The following is a 13,318-nucleotide window of genomic DNA, read 5'->3' on the forward strand; positions in this document are numbered from 1 at the left end:
CCTGAAGAAGCTTTAAGCCAACCTTCAGGTATTCCCGCACCTGTTTTATTTTATGAAACTAAAGCTTTTCCAAATTATGAATTAGAAATGAAGCACTGAATGTAGTTTATCCTATTCATAATGCGGATATTAATTATAGACAGCGACAGAACTTCCTGGAAACAGTTCTACGAAAAAACCAAAAGAATAAGCCTTGCTTCTTGTGTCTTGATACGTGAGTCCTGTTTCCAGAAGAGATGTAACTTCAACTTCCGATAAGTTAGGACGCAGTCTATATATAGTTTAAATTAAAATAGCACTTAGCAATAACCTGCTGTATCAGCCCCAGGTTTCAGGCGATTTCCTCCATTCGGCCAGTGCTTCCATGGCTGAGGCAGCAATATACCCATTCTGTAAAGCCGCTTCGGTTAAGGCATTGTAGTTGCTCAGGCATACCAGCGGAATGCCTGCAGTCCGGAAATTTTCTTCCGCCAGAGCAAAGCCATAGGTAAAAATAGCGGCCATACCTACCACGTTGCCACCCGCAGCCCGTACGGCTTCAGCTGCCTTCAAAGAACTGCCACCTGTCGAAATCAGGTCCTCTATTAAAACCACTTTCTGGCCTTCTAGTAATTTACCTTCAATCTGGTTACCCATGCCGTGTTTTTTAGGCTCCGGGCGAACGTAAAGGAAAGGCATTTCCAGCAGATCGGCTACCAGGGCACCTTGTGCAATACCTGCCGTGGCTACGCCGGCAATGGCTTCTGCTTCTGAAAAATTACTTTTAACCAATTCAGCCAACTGTTGCTTTATAAAACTGCGTATATGCGGGAAAGAAAGCGTAACGCGGTTGTCGCAGTAGATGGGCGAGTTCCAGCCTGAGCTCCACTTAAACGGCTGCTCGGGTCTCAGTTTTACGGCCTCTGTTTCTAACAGGAAAGAGGCTACCTTATGTGCTGTAGTAGTAGAATCCATGGCCGAAGTTACATAAATATTCAGCCCGTTGAATTTCTTTAAAGCGAAATATTAATCTTATTGTGTAAATTTCGGGCTGTTCTAAAGCACCTAATCTATGAACGTCTTTATAAACGATATTCCTCTTATTCTAAAAAAGTCAAAAGAAAAAATTCAGAAACATCATTACGATGTGGTACTCAATGCCAAAGACGAATTCTCTTCCAAAGATTTAATAGGTAATGTGCTGGTAAAAGATGTCGACAATCTTTTAGTAGACAGGGTCATCAGGCTAATGGAAGTAAAAAAGCTCAAAAAGCTGAAGTCGCTTACTTTAGTGGCTGATAAAAAAAAGCAGCTGATCGAATACCTGAAAGACCAGTTTAAAATTGTAAAAGCGGCAGGAGGCCTGGTCGTTAAAGACGGAAAAATCCTGATGATTTATCGTTTAGGGGTTTGGGACCTGCCAAAGGGCAAACTGGAGAAGAAAGAGAAAGTAAAAGAAGGTGCCCTGCGAGAGGTAGAGGAGGAGTGTAACATAAAAGTAGAGGTGCTGGATAAGCTCCCGAAAACCTGGCACTCTTATGCTTTCAAAGGAAAGAAAATTCTTAAGAAAACTTCTTGGTTCCTGATGAACTGTACCGACGACAGCCTGATGAAGCCTCAGGCGGAAGAATTTATAGAAAAAGTGTGCTGGATGACTCCTGAGGAAGCGATCGAAGTATTACCGGAAGCTTATACTTCAATAGCTTTTGTTATGAGACACTATCTGCAATCTCTGAAATCCGGAAAGGTATAAAGCTGTCGACGTTTCCTCCAAATTTGTGAATTTCCCTGATAATGGACGAACTGATAGCTGCCAGTGCTGGTGAGGTAATCAGGAAAACCGTTTCCAGCTCCGGATTTACATGCCTGTTGGCCTGTGCAATTGTATTTTCATATTCAAAATCGGTGGTATTGCGCAAGCCACGCAACAGGAACTTTGCATCCACTTCCCTGGCAAACTCGGCTGTTAGTCCTTTATAGGATTGCACTTTTACAGCCGGCTGGTCTTTGAAAAGATGGCGTATGATGTGCACCATCTTTTCTACCGGAATATAGCGTTGCTTGCTGCTGTTGTTACCAATTGCAATAATTACCTCATCAAACAGCCTGCTTCCGCGCTGCACCACATCTAAATGGCCGTTAGTGAAAGGATCAAATGAGCCGGGAAAAATTGCGATTCGCTTCATGGCTTTTTTAATTTGAAGATTTGTGGATTTTGGAATATGGAGATGAGGTAATAAAAAATTAATCAAGCATCATTGATACCAAATTTGAATAATCTTTTCGCAATTTGATCATCTGTGGGATTTTTTCTCAAACTCTGAACCCAATCCTCAACAAACTCTTTTGCTAAAAAAACTTCGATCAGGTAAGAATAACTTTTCCCATCCACAACTTTAACCCCATTATCATCATCTTCTGCATATGCCAGAATAATATCTGACTCGTACTTTTTCATGTCCGCATGATAAATTACTAATTCATCATCAATAGCTTCTAGCTCTTTTATCAATTCAACTAACTTCATCTTCGTTTAACTGCTATTGTTATAAATTTTGAGTGGCTGTTAAAGTTATAGGCGTGATTCGTATTGTACATTTGGAGAATAAAAATTTAAAAAATCTCCTAATCTTCAAATCTTCATTTTCACTCACAAAAATGCAGGGTATATATCTCAAAGTAGCGGTGTTCGAACAGGTCGTCGAATTTATAGCTATAAGCTACGTCTATAGGCTTTTTGCCCAGGTGCACGTGGCGGATATATTTAGTAAGAATGCTGAATAAACCGGAATCGTGGGTGATGTCTCCCCAAACTGTAATGGTTTCCTGCTCTGGATTCATTTTTTGTTCCTGCATTACAAAAATCACATAGTAGATAAAATCCTCTGCACTCATGTAAGGGAAAATATTGCAGAACTGCAGCCCGGTTTCACTCACAACCAATATAGTCAGGTAATTTTCTTCTACAAAAACATACACATTACGGCCCGTCTTTCGGCCTGTCTGGTGCAAAGCTCCTTTCATCAGGGCGCTTGTCTGGTGCACATGTTGTATCGGCCGCTCCGAAAATAAACTGGCTGCCATTCTGTAGATTACACCTTCCATGGCAAAAATATTCACGGCTTCCATATCGCTGTGGCGGTACGAAAGCACAATGTCCTGCTGCAGGTTCAGGTCGCTGTGCAGGCGCAGGTAGTCTTCCTTGTGTGCAGGATCATATAGCGTTACCGGCACCAGTGTAAAGAACTTATTGCTTACCGAAACCCGCACATGAAGCCAGCGCTGCTCTTTTAGAAGCGGATTGGTTTCGGCAATCAGGCTCAATTGCTCTGCTACCTGCAGAGGCGAAAAAACCGTCATCAGTTCGTAATCTTCCAACACCACAAACTTATTTCGTTCTGTATCGGCCACTCCGATGCGAATAGTCTTCGGGCTGATTTTGATGTACAGATTACACTTAGTCGCTTCAGACAGCGTAAATGCTTCGTCGTGGATTTTATGGGCAAGCCGGAAATGAGTGCTCGAGTTGTTCAATGGTTATTGGCTTCGTTGTGCAATGCAAGTATAAAGAAAATATAGCAATTGGCGGCAAAAGCAGTTTACCGGGCAAACTGGTGTGTCATACCAAAGAGATCATCCAGGTTAATCAAGTAGTGCAGAATTTTGTGTTTGTCCGGTTGCGGAATCTTTCTGATCTCAGACATCGGCAAAAAAGCTACTTCTTCAATAAGTTGTTGATCGGCAGGAGATTCAGGGTCATAACCAGTAGCAGCTTGTCCGCCAAGTATCTGTACCTCAAAAAATAGCTCTATAGCGTGAAGTGGAGGCTGGAGAAACTCGTTCAGAAAAAGAAACCGCTTTACAGCCACCTGCAGGCCTGTTTCTTCAAAAAATTCTCTTTGGAGGCAGGCTTCAACCGTTTCTCCAAACTGCAGGCCTCCTCCAGGAGGGGCCCAGAAACAGTTGTTGGCTATGGTCGCCTGATGCCTTACCAGGAGCAGCTTATCATCTTGAATGCAAATGCCGGAAACGCGCAGGCGAACTTTGTCTGCATAAGCAGCGGCATTCGGGTTAAGTATCGTCATTTTTGGTAACGTGTAGTATTGGTGGTAAATTTACAAAATGATTAGAACGTATAATTCCGATTTTGAGCGAGATGTTCGTGAGAAATTAGAGCGGCAGGAATTTATGAAGCTGATGGGCTTTGATGTAACGAGCATTAAGGAAGGCCGCGTGGAAGGAGAACTGGTGCTGAGGCAACAGCACCGGCAGCACAAAGGTTTTACACACGGTGGCGTTATAGCCACACTGGCCGATATAGTAGCAGGATTTGCAGCAGTTACGCTGGTAGCAAAAGACCAGCATGTAGTAACGGCAGAACTTAAAGTATCTTACTTCCATCCCGGAGTCGGCGATAAGCTTATTGCCAAAGGCTATGTGATCAAACAAGGCCGCATGCTCAACTTCTGCGAATCAGAAGTATACGCCATCAAAGGAGAAGAGGCCCCCCTGCTCATTGCCAAAGCCTCTGCCACCATGGCTACCATTTCAGCACAGCCAAAAGAAAATTTTAAATGATCAGGTAAAAATCAGGAATAGGATAAACAAGATTGCGTAAATATTGTAACCTCTCTGATTGCCTGACTCTCTTTCTTTATAGATTTTAACTCCCAAACTCCCCATGCGTCCTGTAGAAGCACTTAGAAACAGTTTTCCTTTCGAACCTACCGAGGATCAGGCGAAGCTTTTTGCAAAGCTGGATGAGTTTATTGTAACTAAAGAGGTAGAGAAAGCTGTGTTTTTGCTCAAGGGCTATGCCGGTACAGGTAAGACAACGGTGGTTACCTCGCTGGTAAAGATTCTGAACAAGTTCGGGTATAAGTACGTGCTGCTGGCTCCAACAGGAAGGGCGGCAAAAGTAATGTCATCTTATAGCGGCAAAGTAGCTTTCACTATTCATAAAAAAATTTACCGCCAGACGGCAAACCCTTATTCCGAAGGACTGGCCTTTACCCGGCAGCCAAACAAGGCAGAAAGTACTGTTTACATTGTAGATGAGTCTTCTATGATATCAGATGAAGCTGGTTTCGGTGAAAATGGTTTGCTGCGGGATTTAATGAGCTATGTGTTTGAGAAAAAGACAAACAAGCTACTGCTAATCGGCGACACGGCCCAGTTACCACCCGTAAACCAAAGCCTGAGCTTATCTTTGGATGCAGGTTATCTGAAGCACAACTTCCGGTGCCATGTGCAGGAAATTGAAATGAAGCAGGTGATGCGCCAGGCAGAGCAATCGGGTATTCTGATGAATGCCACGAACCTGCGTAATCAGCTGAAAAACGACAAACCGGAGATAAAGCTGCATACCAAAGGCTGGCGCGACATCTATAAAATGACGGGCGAGAAGCTGGAAGATGGTTTGCGCTACGCCTACGATAAATTCGGAATAGAAAATTCCATTGTTATCTGCAGATCAAACAAAACTGCTAATCTGTATAACCAGCATATCCGCAGGCAGATTTTTTTTGCGGAAGATGAGATAGGAGTAGGGGATTACCTGATGATTGTGCGCAATAACTATTTCTGGCTACCCAAAGATTCAGAGATCGGTTTTATGGCAAACGGTGACTTTGTGGAGATTACCAAGATTATCCGGTACGAAGACATGTACGGGTTCCGATTTGCCGATATTAGAATCCGGTTTGTAGATTACCCGGATGCAGAAGAGCAGGAGGTGAAGATTATGCTGGATACTTTATATTCTGATGCTCCGGCTTTGCCTGCCGATCAGAACAAAAAGCTGTACGAAGAAGTATTGCGGGACTATGCCGATATAAAGACCAAGCGCGAACGCAGTAAAGAACTGAAAAAGAACCCTTACCTGAACGCGCTGCAGGTAAAGTTCGCCTATGCTCTTACCTGCCATAAAGCACAGGGTGGCCAGTGGAAGGCTGTGTTTGTAGATCAGGGATACCTGAAAGAGGAGATGGTAAACGAGGAGTTTGCCCGCTGGCTGTATACAGCCCTTACCCGCTCTTCTGAGGAGCTGTTCCTGCTGAACTTTAATGCGCAATTTTTAGTTGGCTAACAAACTATTTTAGTATCTTGTAACGTTTATAAACTAATTACTCTTTAAAAGCGTAACCAAAGCAAATAACACATCATACAGCATGAAAAAGATTCTTCTTTCCTTTGCATTTGCATCATTGGTAGCTGGAGGCGCTGTAGCCCAACAGCAGCCTAAAACACAGGCTACCGCACCTCAGGCTCAGGCTAAAGCCGGAGCTGCAATTACTTTCGAAGCAACAGAGCATAACTTTGGCGATATTACCCAGGGGGATGTGGTGGAGCATACGTTCACCTTTAAAAATACCGGTAACCAGCCACTTGTAATCGAGCGTGTGGATGTAACCTGCGGCTGTACTACGCCAGCATGGACTAAAGAGCCGGTGCTGCCAGGTAAAACAGGAACTGTCACAGCTAAATTTAACAGTGCCGGTAAACTTGGCCAGCAGAAGAAAGCCATTACAGTGCATTCCAATGCGGCAGACGGTGCTGCATATGTTTACATAGTAACTAATATCAAAGAAAAAGGAGCTGCTGCCAGCGCTAAGGCAAATCAATAAGCGGCATCTTTATATCATAACATCAATAAGAAAGCCCCTGAACTTGTTCAGGGGCTTTCTTATTCAGGGCCTTAGCTAAACTTAAAGTGCTTTCAGAATGGCATAGAATAAAGCGCCCCAGCCAATAATCATAAATGTGCCGCCAATAGGAGTAATAGCTCCAAGCCAGGTAATGCCGGTAAGGCAAAGGGTATAAAGCGAACCTGAAAAAATAAGTATACCCAGAAAGAAGCACCAGGCAGCCACCTGTAAGGCAGGTTGCTCTATTCGGAACAGCAGTAGCCCTACCGCCAGCAAGGCCAACGTATGGTACATCTGGTATTTTACAGCTGTTTCAAAAGTATCCAGCCGTCCTGTTTTCTCCAATAAGCCTCGCAGGGCATGGGCACCAAAAGCACCAATCATTACAGATAAAGCACCAAAAGCACTGGCAATAAGAAGTATGGCTTTTTGAGTCATGGGTGTATATGAAATACTGTTTCTGTTTGCACAAAGGTACAACAGCCGGAACTAAATCGGGCAACAAACCATAATTTATAGTTGCTGAAACAGGTTAGGATAATCTGTAATAATGCCGTCTGCACCCATTTGCTTTAGCCTCTTTATCTCATCAACCTTGTTAACGGTCCAGGGGATAACCTTGATGCCCTGCTGGTGACAAGCCCGGAGCAATTCCGGTGTAACTAATTTATAGTAGGGACTATAGATTTCAGGTGTAAAGCCAAGCACCTGAAGGTTTTCTTCCAGGCTCTTCTGATTTTCAACCAGCAGGGAAGTTCTCACGTGCGGGTATTGCTGGTGCAGCACCTGCAGCGTACGCACATCAAAAGACTGTATAATTACCCAAGGCGTAATTTGCTTTTCCTCTATCACCTCCATCAGCAGGCGCACGAATTCTTCGGGGGCAGGATGCAACAAATTATCGGAAGCAGGTTTGGATTTGGTTTCGATGTTGTAAAACACCTGGGGCAGCTTATGGGTTGCAAGGTATTGCTGCACGCTATCTATAACTGCTGCCAGAGTAGGTTTATAAGACTTTACCCTTTGCTGCTCCGGAAACTTAGTGTAAAATTTTGTGCCGATGTCGAACGTCTGTATCTCATCCAGGTTCATCTGGTAGAGGGCGTACCGGTGCTTATCAGCGGGCGGAATCTCCTGTCCATTTGGCAGCAGCACATAATCCGGGTTCATGTGAGGGTCGTGAGACAGCACCACCTGTTTGTCTTTGGTGATCTGTGTATCCATTTCCAGCGTGGTGACACCTAAATCTAATGCCCTAAGCATAGCAGGAACCGTGTTTTCAGGCATCAGGCCTCTTGCCCCTCTATGCCCTTCGGTATCAAAATCAGGAAGTGGTGCGGATTGCTGTGTTGGTGCCATCTTAGATGTACAGGCCGATAAAGTAATGCTTGCAAACAGGATCAGGTGTAGTATACGTCGCATGAAAAAGGTTTGTCTTTTAGGAAAACAAAAATCTATCAATTCGATTGAAAAGGAAACCTGCCCACAGAGGTTTAACAATTTGGTAATAGCAGTAGCGGCCATTACAAAGCTTTACCAATGGCCAAACAGCTGCTAAAAATAAAGCGTAATCGCTTCAAACGCCGAAGTCCTTTCCTGGGCCTTCAGCCAAAGAAAGGACTTCAGATAATGAAATGTATGTATAGTTATTCTTCTCCTTCTCCCTCAAGCGCCTCGTTTACCTGCTCCTCGAACTCCTCCTGGCTATCATACTGCGTAAATTCCAGTGTCTTACCTTTTTCCTTTAGTTCTTCCAGTACATCCAATGCTACTTCCAAAGGCTCTTTTTCTGTTCCTACCAGGTTGGAGGTCCAGTTGGCGCCCAATAATAAATTGTCGCCATACATGCCCACGCACCAGTTCTCTAAAAATTCTACCAAAGAAATAGATTCGGCTTTATAAGATGACCAGTCGTCTTCGGCACATGCTTCGGCACTTTTTTCCTGCGACCAAAACAGAATCACTTCCACATCTTCAAACTCATAGGAGCTGGAGGTGGCCCAGGTATCCTGGTGTGTGAGTCCCCAGACTTTGTCGGTTGCAACAACATCTTTGATAAAGTCCTGGTATCTTTTTTCTACGTCTGGAGCGTTGTCTTTCATAATTTTGCTGTACAGGTTTAGTTTCCTACAAACGAAGGTAATGATATTTTAGCATTAAGCTAAATTTTTGGAAGCTGCTGCTATTTGCTGTAGTTGCGCGAGCCGAAGATGCCGCTTCCTACCCGGATCATCGTGCTGCCTTCTTCTATAGCCAATTGCCAGTCGGAGGTCATGCCCATAGAGATTTCCTGAAACTCGTCGTTGGCAAAAAAGTAGGTTTCTTTCAGCTGCTGAAAACACGCGCGCAGGTACCGGAACTCCTCTCGTAGCTTATCCTGGTTATCGGTATTGGTGGCAATGCCCATTACGCCTGTTATACGTGCATATTTCATGTTGCGGTATTCTTCCGACTCCAGTAGCGCCACAGCATCTTCGTAGCTCATGCCATATTTGGTTGCTTCGTCGGCAATGGATATTTGCAGGAAACAGTTAATTGGGATGGTTCGGTTAAGAGCCTCTGCTCGCTTATTTATCTCTACCAGAAGTTTCAGGCTGTCGACAGACTGAATGGTGTCTACAAAAGAAGCAATATACTTTACTTTGTTGGTTTGCAAATGCCCGATCAGGTGCCAGGCAATGTCATGCGGCAGTTTTTCCCGCTTGTCTACGAGCTCCTGAACCTTATTTTCGCCAAATAACCGATGGCCCGCATCATACGCCTCCTGTATCAGTTCTACCGGGTGTGTTTTAGAAACGGCTACCAGCCGGCAGGGAGTATTTTTTAACTGTGCATCAAAGAATAAGATATTATCAGCAATCGTGGACATGGTGCTTGTGGTTTATCAGGGATTTGAATTTAATTATATGTAATTATCAATGACATCCATTTACATAAATCAGCTAAAAAAGTTCAGGCGCCGATTAATCTTCCAGCACATTGGTAACAAAGGTGTTCTTCAGCAGCATCCAGATCAGGAAGAAAAGCATGGCCCATTTCAGGTATACCTGGTAATAGTCTTTGGTATCTCTGAAGCGCTTTTCTATGATTTCAGTCTTTTCATACTTGTTGATGTTCCTGAAAATTTCTTCCAGAGCATCTTTTGTGTCAGCTCTGAAGAAAAGGCCTTCTGCTGTCTGGGCTATTTCCCGCAGACTGCTTTCATCCAGCTGGGTATCCACCACTAATGTGTTCCCTGCTTCATCCTTATAAGATGCTTGCCCGTCTTTGCCTATACCTATTGTGTATACTTTAATATCATGGCCATAAGCCAGGCGTGCGGCCATAAGTGGGTCAAGGCTTCCGGCTGTGTTTTCGCCGTCGCTGATCAGGATGGCTACTTTTGTTTTGGCATTCGAATCCCGCATACGGTTAATGGCTACAGCCAAAGCACTGCCTATAGCTGTACCATCGTTGGGGATCATACCGAATTCAATGGTTTTTATGTTTTCTTCCAGCAGCCTGTAGTCGGTGGTAAGAGGGGCCAGGGAGTAGGCGTCTCCGGCAAATACCACCAGCCCGATCCGGTCCTGCACACGCCCATTGATAAAGTTCTGCGCCACTTCCTTGGCCGCTTCCAGGCGGCTGGGCTTTATGTCTTCCAGCACCATAGAGCCCGATACATCCAATACCAGCACAATATCTATACCTTCCGAAGTTTGCTCTACCTGCTCGTTTATCTGTTGCGGGCGTGCCAGTGCCAGCAGCACCATAGAAATAAAGAGTATATACACCAGCGTAGGCAAATGCCTGAGCAAGCTTGTCCACTGCCAGCGCGCCTGCCGCTCAAACATTGCCATGTCCAGCTTATTGCGGGAGTCGTAAATAAAAAGCCACCTGAGCAGGAAAAGCAACGGAATAGCAGGCAGCGCGTAGAGCACCAGCGGGTACACCCAGTCGTAGGAGCGAAGGGTGCTGTAGGTAAACCACTCCAGGCTCAGCCAATCCCACATATTATCGCTTATTTTTAACATTTCTGATTAATTCCCGCTGTACTTTATACCTGTTTTTTGCGAAGCGCTTCAATTTGGTTTGTGCTCGTTTCGTTTCTGTATCTGCGGCTGTTAAAGCGTTGCCATAAATAGCTTTGTCGCACAGGCGCAGGGCATTGTTTACTTCTTCGTCATCGTTGTAGTAGGTAACAATTTCTTTGGTAGTGAAGGAGTTAATGGCACTGCGTTCCAACCGGGTAAGGTAGTTTTTCCAGAGCGAAACAGCTTTTTCCACGCTTTGGGTAGAACCGGATTTCACAAAGCGGTCAACGTGAGCATTATAACGCGATGCAAAGTACAGGTAATCTTTACGCAGGCGGTAAAGTTTATAGTTGGTTTGAATCACCTTTCCGAAGATGAGCCAGATAAGGCTGAAAAACACCACTACCGCTACGATCCATACCAAAAGCCTGGGCCAGTCGAAACGCTCCGGCACCAGCATCAGGTTTGTTTCAGATTTCAGAACCAGTGGCTCCTGCACCTGCAACACCTGTTGCTCCAGAACCACAGCCTTCGTTTCTGTAAACACCTGTATAGTGTCTTCGTTTTGCAGCACAAAAACAGGCAGGTGCAGCTGCTGAACTGGCGCTGTTTCGAAAGTGCGCAGTACATACACCACACTGTCTGTGCTGATACCTGCCCTGGTTATGGTCGGTGTAAATTTCTTTTGCACCAGTTCGAAGGGGGCAAAATTATAACTGGAGTCCGGCAGTATGGCTTCCTGTAGCGGCGGATGGCGGTATACCAGTGCGTATTCAAATAACTCACCCAGCTTTACGGTATCTTTGTTAAAGCTACCCAGAGGTTTCATTATCTGCTGCCCCCAGGCAAGGGAAGGTAATAAGCTCAGAATAAATAATAACTTACGCACTTTTCTTTGTAGACTTATTGCGGAGCCTGAACAGGTTCACCAACTGGTTAACATAGTCTTCGTTTGCCATAATAGCCAAGTAGTTAGCCTGGTATTTCTGGCAGATGCGCATTATTTTCGACTGATTCTCCGTATGCTGGGCAAAGTACCTTTTCTGAAACTCTTCGCCGGAAGTGTTCATCCAGATAGTTCTTCCTGATTCTTTATCTAAAACAGGCACTATTCCCATCGGAGGCATTTTCTTCTCCCGCACGTCCATCAGCTGCAGCACAATCAGGTCGTGGCGTTTGGCCAGCATGGCTAGTTCCTTTTCGTAATTCACATCTATAAAATCAGAGATAAGCAGGATAATGCTGCGGCGTTTGATAATATCCAGTGTCAGTTTGATGCCTGAGGCCAGGTTTGTCTTCAGCGAATCAGGTTTTAGCTCATGTAAAGCTTTTATAATAGTATAGGCCTGCTCAATGCCTTTAGCTGGCTTTATGTATTTTTCTTTTTGATCGCTGATGCAGATGATGCCGATCTGGCTTTGCTGCCTGGCTGCCGAGAGCGCCAGTACACCGCAGATCTCTTTTCCAACCTCCAGCTTTTTCTGCTTGCCCGTGCCTATGGCCTGAGAGGCACTCACATCCAGCATCAGAAACACCGACTGCTCTTTCTCCTCCCGGTAGGTCTTCACAAAAGTGCCATGCCCTTTCGCCGATACATTCCAGTCAATAGAACGTACATCGTCTCCATACTGGTATGCACGTACATCGTCAAATTCCAGCCCGGTGCCTTTAAACACAGAGTGGAAGTCGCCTTGCATTTGCGTGGTAATTGCCTTCCTGATTCGTATTTCGTATTTTCGAAGCTTTTGTACAAGCTCTTTCATAGACTTGTTCTCTGCCGTAAGATTTTAAAATTAGAACTTATTCTCGTATTTTACACCCGTGAAAAGACTTTTCTTCTTATTATTTAGCCTGATTTTTTTCTGTTGCAAGCAGCAGGAGCCGGAAAGACCTGAAAACCTGATTCCTCAGGACAAAATGGTGCAGATTCTAGCTGATATTCATACCGTGGAAGCCCGGATCGAAAACAGAGTCAGTTATCCGGACACTTCTCTGATGGTTTTCAATAAAGAACAATCCAAGGTGCTGGAGCAACATGATGTAACGCTTGAGCAGTTCAAAGAAACCTACCAGTTTTACCTGGACAATGTAAAGCAGATGGACAAGCTGTATGAGGTGATCATTGATACACTCAGTGCCAGGGAAGTAAAGGCCCGTACTTCTTATCAACCAAATCAGTTAAAAGTAGAGGGCACAGAACTTCGGCCGGTAGAGTAGTTTTAAATTATTTACATCAGCTTACTGCCGTTGGGTACTTTGCCCGCGGGCTGTGCGAGTACTATATCCTTATTTTCATTTTCAAAGCCTGTCACCAGAATCTCTGAAATATACTTTCCAATCTGCTTGGTGCCTAAATTAGTCACGCAGAGCACCTGTTTACCTACCAGTTCCTCCTTTGTATAAAGTCTGGTAATCTGCGCGCTCGACTTCTTCAGGCCCAGTGGTCCCAGATCCACCACCAGTTTATAGGCAGGCTTCCGCGCTTCCGGGAAATCATTTACTTCTACAATTGTGCCTACTCTGATGTCTGTTTGCTCAAAATGCTGCCAAGTGATTGTATCCATCTTGCTTCATTTGTTGTGTTGATTTAATTTGTTTTTATTGGGGAAACACTTTGAAGTGTTTCCCGGGTTAAGGTGCACAAATTAACAAAATATTATCCGTTTTACTTCTAAAAGC

18 protein-coding genes are annotated in these 13,318 nt (G+C 44.5%); 5 read left to right on the top strand and 13 right to left on the bottom strand.

Annotated features, from left to right (window positions below; translation table 11 throughout):
- Window positions 1-318: 318 nt before the first annotated feature.
- Complete coding sequence (pyrE, locus tag C1N53_RS04720; protein WP_137758224.1) at window positions 319-954, bottom strand: orotate phosphoribosyltransferase; 636 nt, start codon at window positions 952-954, stop codon at window positions 319-321.
- Between the two features lie 97 nt (window positions 955-1,051).
- Between pyrE and C1N53_RS04725 the strand changes: the two genes are divergently transcribed.
- Entirely contained in the window at window positions 1,052-1,732 is a 681-nt protein-coding gene (locus C1N53_RS04725; RefSeq protein WP_137758225.1) for an NUDIX hydrolase, read from the top strand.
- Here C1N53_RS04725 and coaD read toward each other — a convergent pair.
- The 4 genes from coaD to C1N53_RS04745 all read right to left on the bottom strand — a co-directional run bounded on the left by coaD (window position 1,689) and on the right by C1N53_RS04745 (window position 4,064).
- Window positions 1,689-2,165: a pantetheine-phosphate adenylyltransferase gene (gene coaD, locus C1N53_RS04730; RefSeq protein WP_137758226.1), complete on the bottom strand. Its 477-nt coding sequence runs from the start codon at window positions 2,163-2,165 to the stop codon at window positions 1,689-1,691. The genes C1N53_RS04725 and coaD overlap by 44 nt on opposite strands.
- Before the next feature lie 62 nt (window positions 2,166-2,227).
- Window positions 2,228-2,506, bottom strand: coding sequence for a hypothetical protein (locus C1N53_RS04735; protein ID WP_137758227.1), 279 nt, complete (start codon window positions 2,504-2,506; stop codon window positions 2,228-2,230).
- Between the two features lie 119 nt (window positions 2,507-2,625).
- The gene (locus C1N53_RS04740; protein WP_137758228.1) at window positions 2,626-3,513 is read right to left on the bottom strand and encodes a DUF3822 family protein; all 888 of its coding nucleotides are present in this window, start codon (window positions 3,511-3,513) and stop codon (window positions 2,626-2,628) included.
- Window positions 3,514-3,578: 65 nt separating this feature from the next.
- Entirely contained in the window at window positions 3,579-4,064 is a 486-nt protein-coding gene (locus C1N53_RS04745; protein ID WP_137758229.1) for an NUDIX hydrolase, read from the bottom strand.
- A gap of 37 nt (window positions 4,065-4,101) precedes the next feature.
- Between C1N53_RS04745 and C1N53_RS04750 the strand changes: the two genes are divergently transcribed.
- The 3 genes from C1N53_RS04750 (at window position 4,102) to C1N53_RS04760 (ending at window position 6,605) form a co-directional block, all read left to right on the top strand.
- On the top strand, window positions 4,102-4,557 hold the full coding sequence (locus tag C1N53_RS04750) for a PaaI family thioesterase (protein WP_137758230.1): 456 nt from the start codon (window positions 4,102-4,104) through the stop codon (window positions 4,555-4,557).
- Window positions 4,558-4,660: 103 nt separating this feature from the next.
- On the top strand, window positions 4,661-6,067 hold the full coding sequence (locus tag C1N53_RS04755; RefSeq protein WP_137758231.1) for an ATP-dependent RecD-like DNA helicase: 1,407 nt from the start codon (window positions 4,661-4,663) through the stop codon (window positions 6,065-6,067).
- Window positions 6,068-6,149: 82 nt separating this feature from the next.
- A complete protein-coding gene (locus C1N53_RS04760) occupies window positions 6,150-6,605 on the top strand; it encodes a DUF1573 domain-containing protein (protein ID WP_137758232.1) in 456 nt (151 codons plus the stop codon).
- 81 nt (window positions 6,606-6,686) lie between these two features.
- Here the strand turns inward: C1N53_RS04760 and C1N53_RS04765 are convergent, their stop codons facing one another.
- From C1N53_RS04765 to C1N53_RS04795, 7 genes are all read right to left on the bottom strand, one after another.
- Window positions 6,687-7,064 (bottom strand): DUF423 domain-containing protein, encoded by a 378-nt coding sequence (locus C1N53_RS04765; protein WP_168193961.1) that lies wholly within the window; start codon window positions 7,062-7,064, stop codon window positions 6,687-6,689.
- A gap of 75 nt (window positions 7,065-7,139) precedes the next feature.
- Window positions 7,140-8,048, bottom strand: a complete 909-nt coding sequence (locus tag C1N53_RS04770) for a glycerophosphodiester phosphodiesterase (protein WP_137758233.1) — start codon at window positions 8,046-8,048, stop codon at window positions 7,140-7,142.
- 224 nt (window positions 8,049-8,272) lie between these two features.
- On the bottom strand, window positions 8,273-8,728 hold the full coding sequence (locus C1N53_RS04775) for a DUF2750 domain-containing protein (protein WP_137758234.1): 456 nt from the start codon (window positions 8,726-8,728) through the stop codon (window positions 8,273-8,275).
- Window positions 8,729-8,808: 80 nt separating this feature from the next.
- Window positions 8,809-9,495, bottom strand: coding sequence for a YggS family pyridoxal phosphate-dependent enzyme (locus C1N53_RS04780; protein ID WP_137758235.1), 687 nt, complete (start codon window positions 9,493-9,495; stop codon window positions 8,809-8,811).
- A gap of 94 nt (window positions 9,496-9,589) precedes the next feature.
- Window positions 9,590-10,639 (bottom strand): VWA domain-containing protein, encoded by a 1,050-nt coding sequence (locus C1N53_RS04785; RefSeq protein WP_137758236.1) that lies wholly within the window; start codon window positions 10,637-10,639, stop codon window positions 9,590-9,592.
- Window positions 10,620-11,528 carry a hypothetical protein gene (locus tag C1N53_RS04790; protein WP_137758237.1) on the bottom strand — a complete coding sequence of 303 codons (909 nt, stop codon included), beginning with the start codon at window positions 11,526-11,528 and terminating at the stop codon, window positions 10,620-10,622. The genes C1N53_RS04785 and C1N53_RS04790 overlap by 20 nt, the downstream gene beginning before the upstream one ends.
- A complete protein-coding gene (locus tag C1N53_RS04795; protein ID WP_137758238.1) occupies window positions 11,521-12,402 on the bottom strand; it encodes a DUF58 domain-containing protein in 882 nt (293 codons plus the stop codon). The genes C1N53_RS04790 and C1N53_RS04795 overlap by 8 nt, the downstream gene beginning before the upstream one ends.
- 58 nt (window positions 12,403-12,460) lie before the next feature.
- Between C1N53_RS04795 and C1N53_RS04800 the strand changes: the two genes are divergently transcribed.
- Window positions 12,461-12,856: a DUF4296 domain-containing protein gene (locus tag C1N53_RS04800; RefSeq protein WP_240773389.1), complete on the top strand. Its 396-nt coding sequence runs from the start codon at window positions 12,461-12,463 to the stop codon at window positions 12,854-12,856.
- 11 nt (window positions 12,857-12,867) lie between these two features.
- Here C1N53_RS04800 and C1N53_RS04805 read toward each other — a convergent pair whose 3' ends face one another.
- Complete coding sequence (locus C1N53_RS04805) at window positions 12,868-13,203, bottom strand: tRNA-binding protein (protein ID WP_137758239.1); 336 nt, start codon at window positions 13,201-13,203, stop codon at window positions 12,868-12,870.
- Between the last annotated feature and the right edge of the window lie 115 nt (window positions 13,204-13,318).

Origin of the sequence: Pontibacter sp. SGAir0037 (assembly GCF_005491705.1) — a bacterium.
Taxonomy (GTDB): Bacteria; Bacteroidota; Bacteroidia; order Cytophagales; family Hymenobacteraceae; genus Pontibacter.

Bases quoted from the DNA above. Each gene is read 5' to 3' on its own strand.
- C1N53_RS04725 (WP_137758225.1), top strand. From the start codon at position 1,052: ATGAACGTCTTTATAAACGATATTCCTCTTATTCTAAAAAAGTCAAAA.
- pyrE (WP_137758224.1), bottom strand. From the start codon at position 954: ATGGATTCTACTACTACAGCACATAAGGTAGCCTCTTTCCTGTTAGAA.
- C1N53_RS04765 (WP_168193961.1), bottom strand. From the start codon at position 7,064: ATGACTCAAAAAGCCATACTTCTTATTGCCAGTGCTTTTGGTGCTTTA.
- C1N53_RS04795 (WP_137758238.1), bottom strand. From the start codon at position 12,402: ATGAAAGAGCTTGTACAAAAGCTTCGAAAATACGAAATACGAATCAGG.
- C1N53_RS04775 (WP_137758234.1), bottom strand. From the start codon at position 8,728: ATGAAAGACAACGCTCCAGACGTAGAAAAAAGATACCAGGACTTTATC.
- C1N53_RS04805 (WP_137758239.1), bottom strand. From the start codon at position 13,203: ATGGATACAATCACTTGGCAGCATTTTGAGCAAACAGACATCAGAGTA.
- C1N53_RS04770 (WP_137758233.1), bottom strand. From the start codon at position 8,048: ATGCGACGTATACTACACCTGATCCTGTTTGCAAGCATTACTTTATCG.
- coaD (WP_137758226.1), bottom strand. From the start codon at position 2,165: ATGAAGCGAATCGCAATTTTTCCCGGCTCATTTGATCCTTTCACTAAC.
- C1N53_RS04735 (WP_137758227.1), bottom strand. From the start codon at position 2,506: ATGAAGTTAGTTGAATTGATAAAAGAGCTAGAAGCTATTGATGATGAA.
- C1N53_RS04780 (WP_137758235.1), bottom strand. From the start codon at position 9,495: ATGTCCACGATTGCTGATAATATCTTATTCTTTGATGCACAGTTAAAA.
- C1N53_RS04760 (WP_137758232.1), top strand. From the start codon at position 6,150: ATGAAAAAGATTCTTCTTTCCTTTGCATTTGCATCATTGGTAGCTGGA.
- C1N53_RS04745 (WP_137758229.1), bottom strand. From the start codon at position 4,064: ATGACGATACTTAACCCGAATGCCGCTGCTTATGCAGACAAAGTTCGC.
- C1N53_RS04785 (WP_137758236.1), bottom strand. From the start codon at position 10,639: ATGTTAAAAATAAGCGATAATATGTGGGATTGGCTGAGCCTGGAGTGG.
- C1N53_RS04750 (WP_137758230.1), top strand. From the start codon at position 4,102: ATGATTAGAACGTATAATTCCGATTTTGAGCGAGATGTTCGTGAGAAA.
- C1N53_RS04755 (WP_137758231.1), top strand. From the start codon at position 4,661: ATGCGTCCTGTAGAAGCACTTAGAAACAGTTTTCCTTTCGAACCTACC.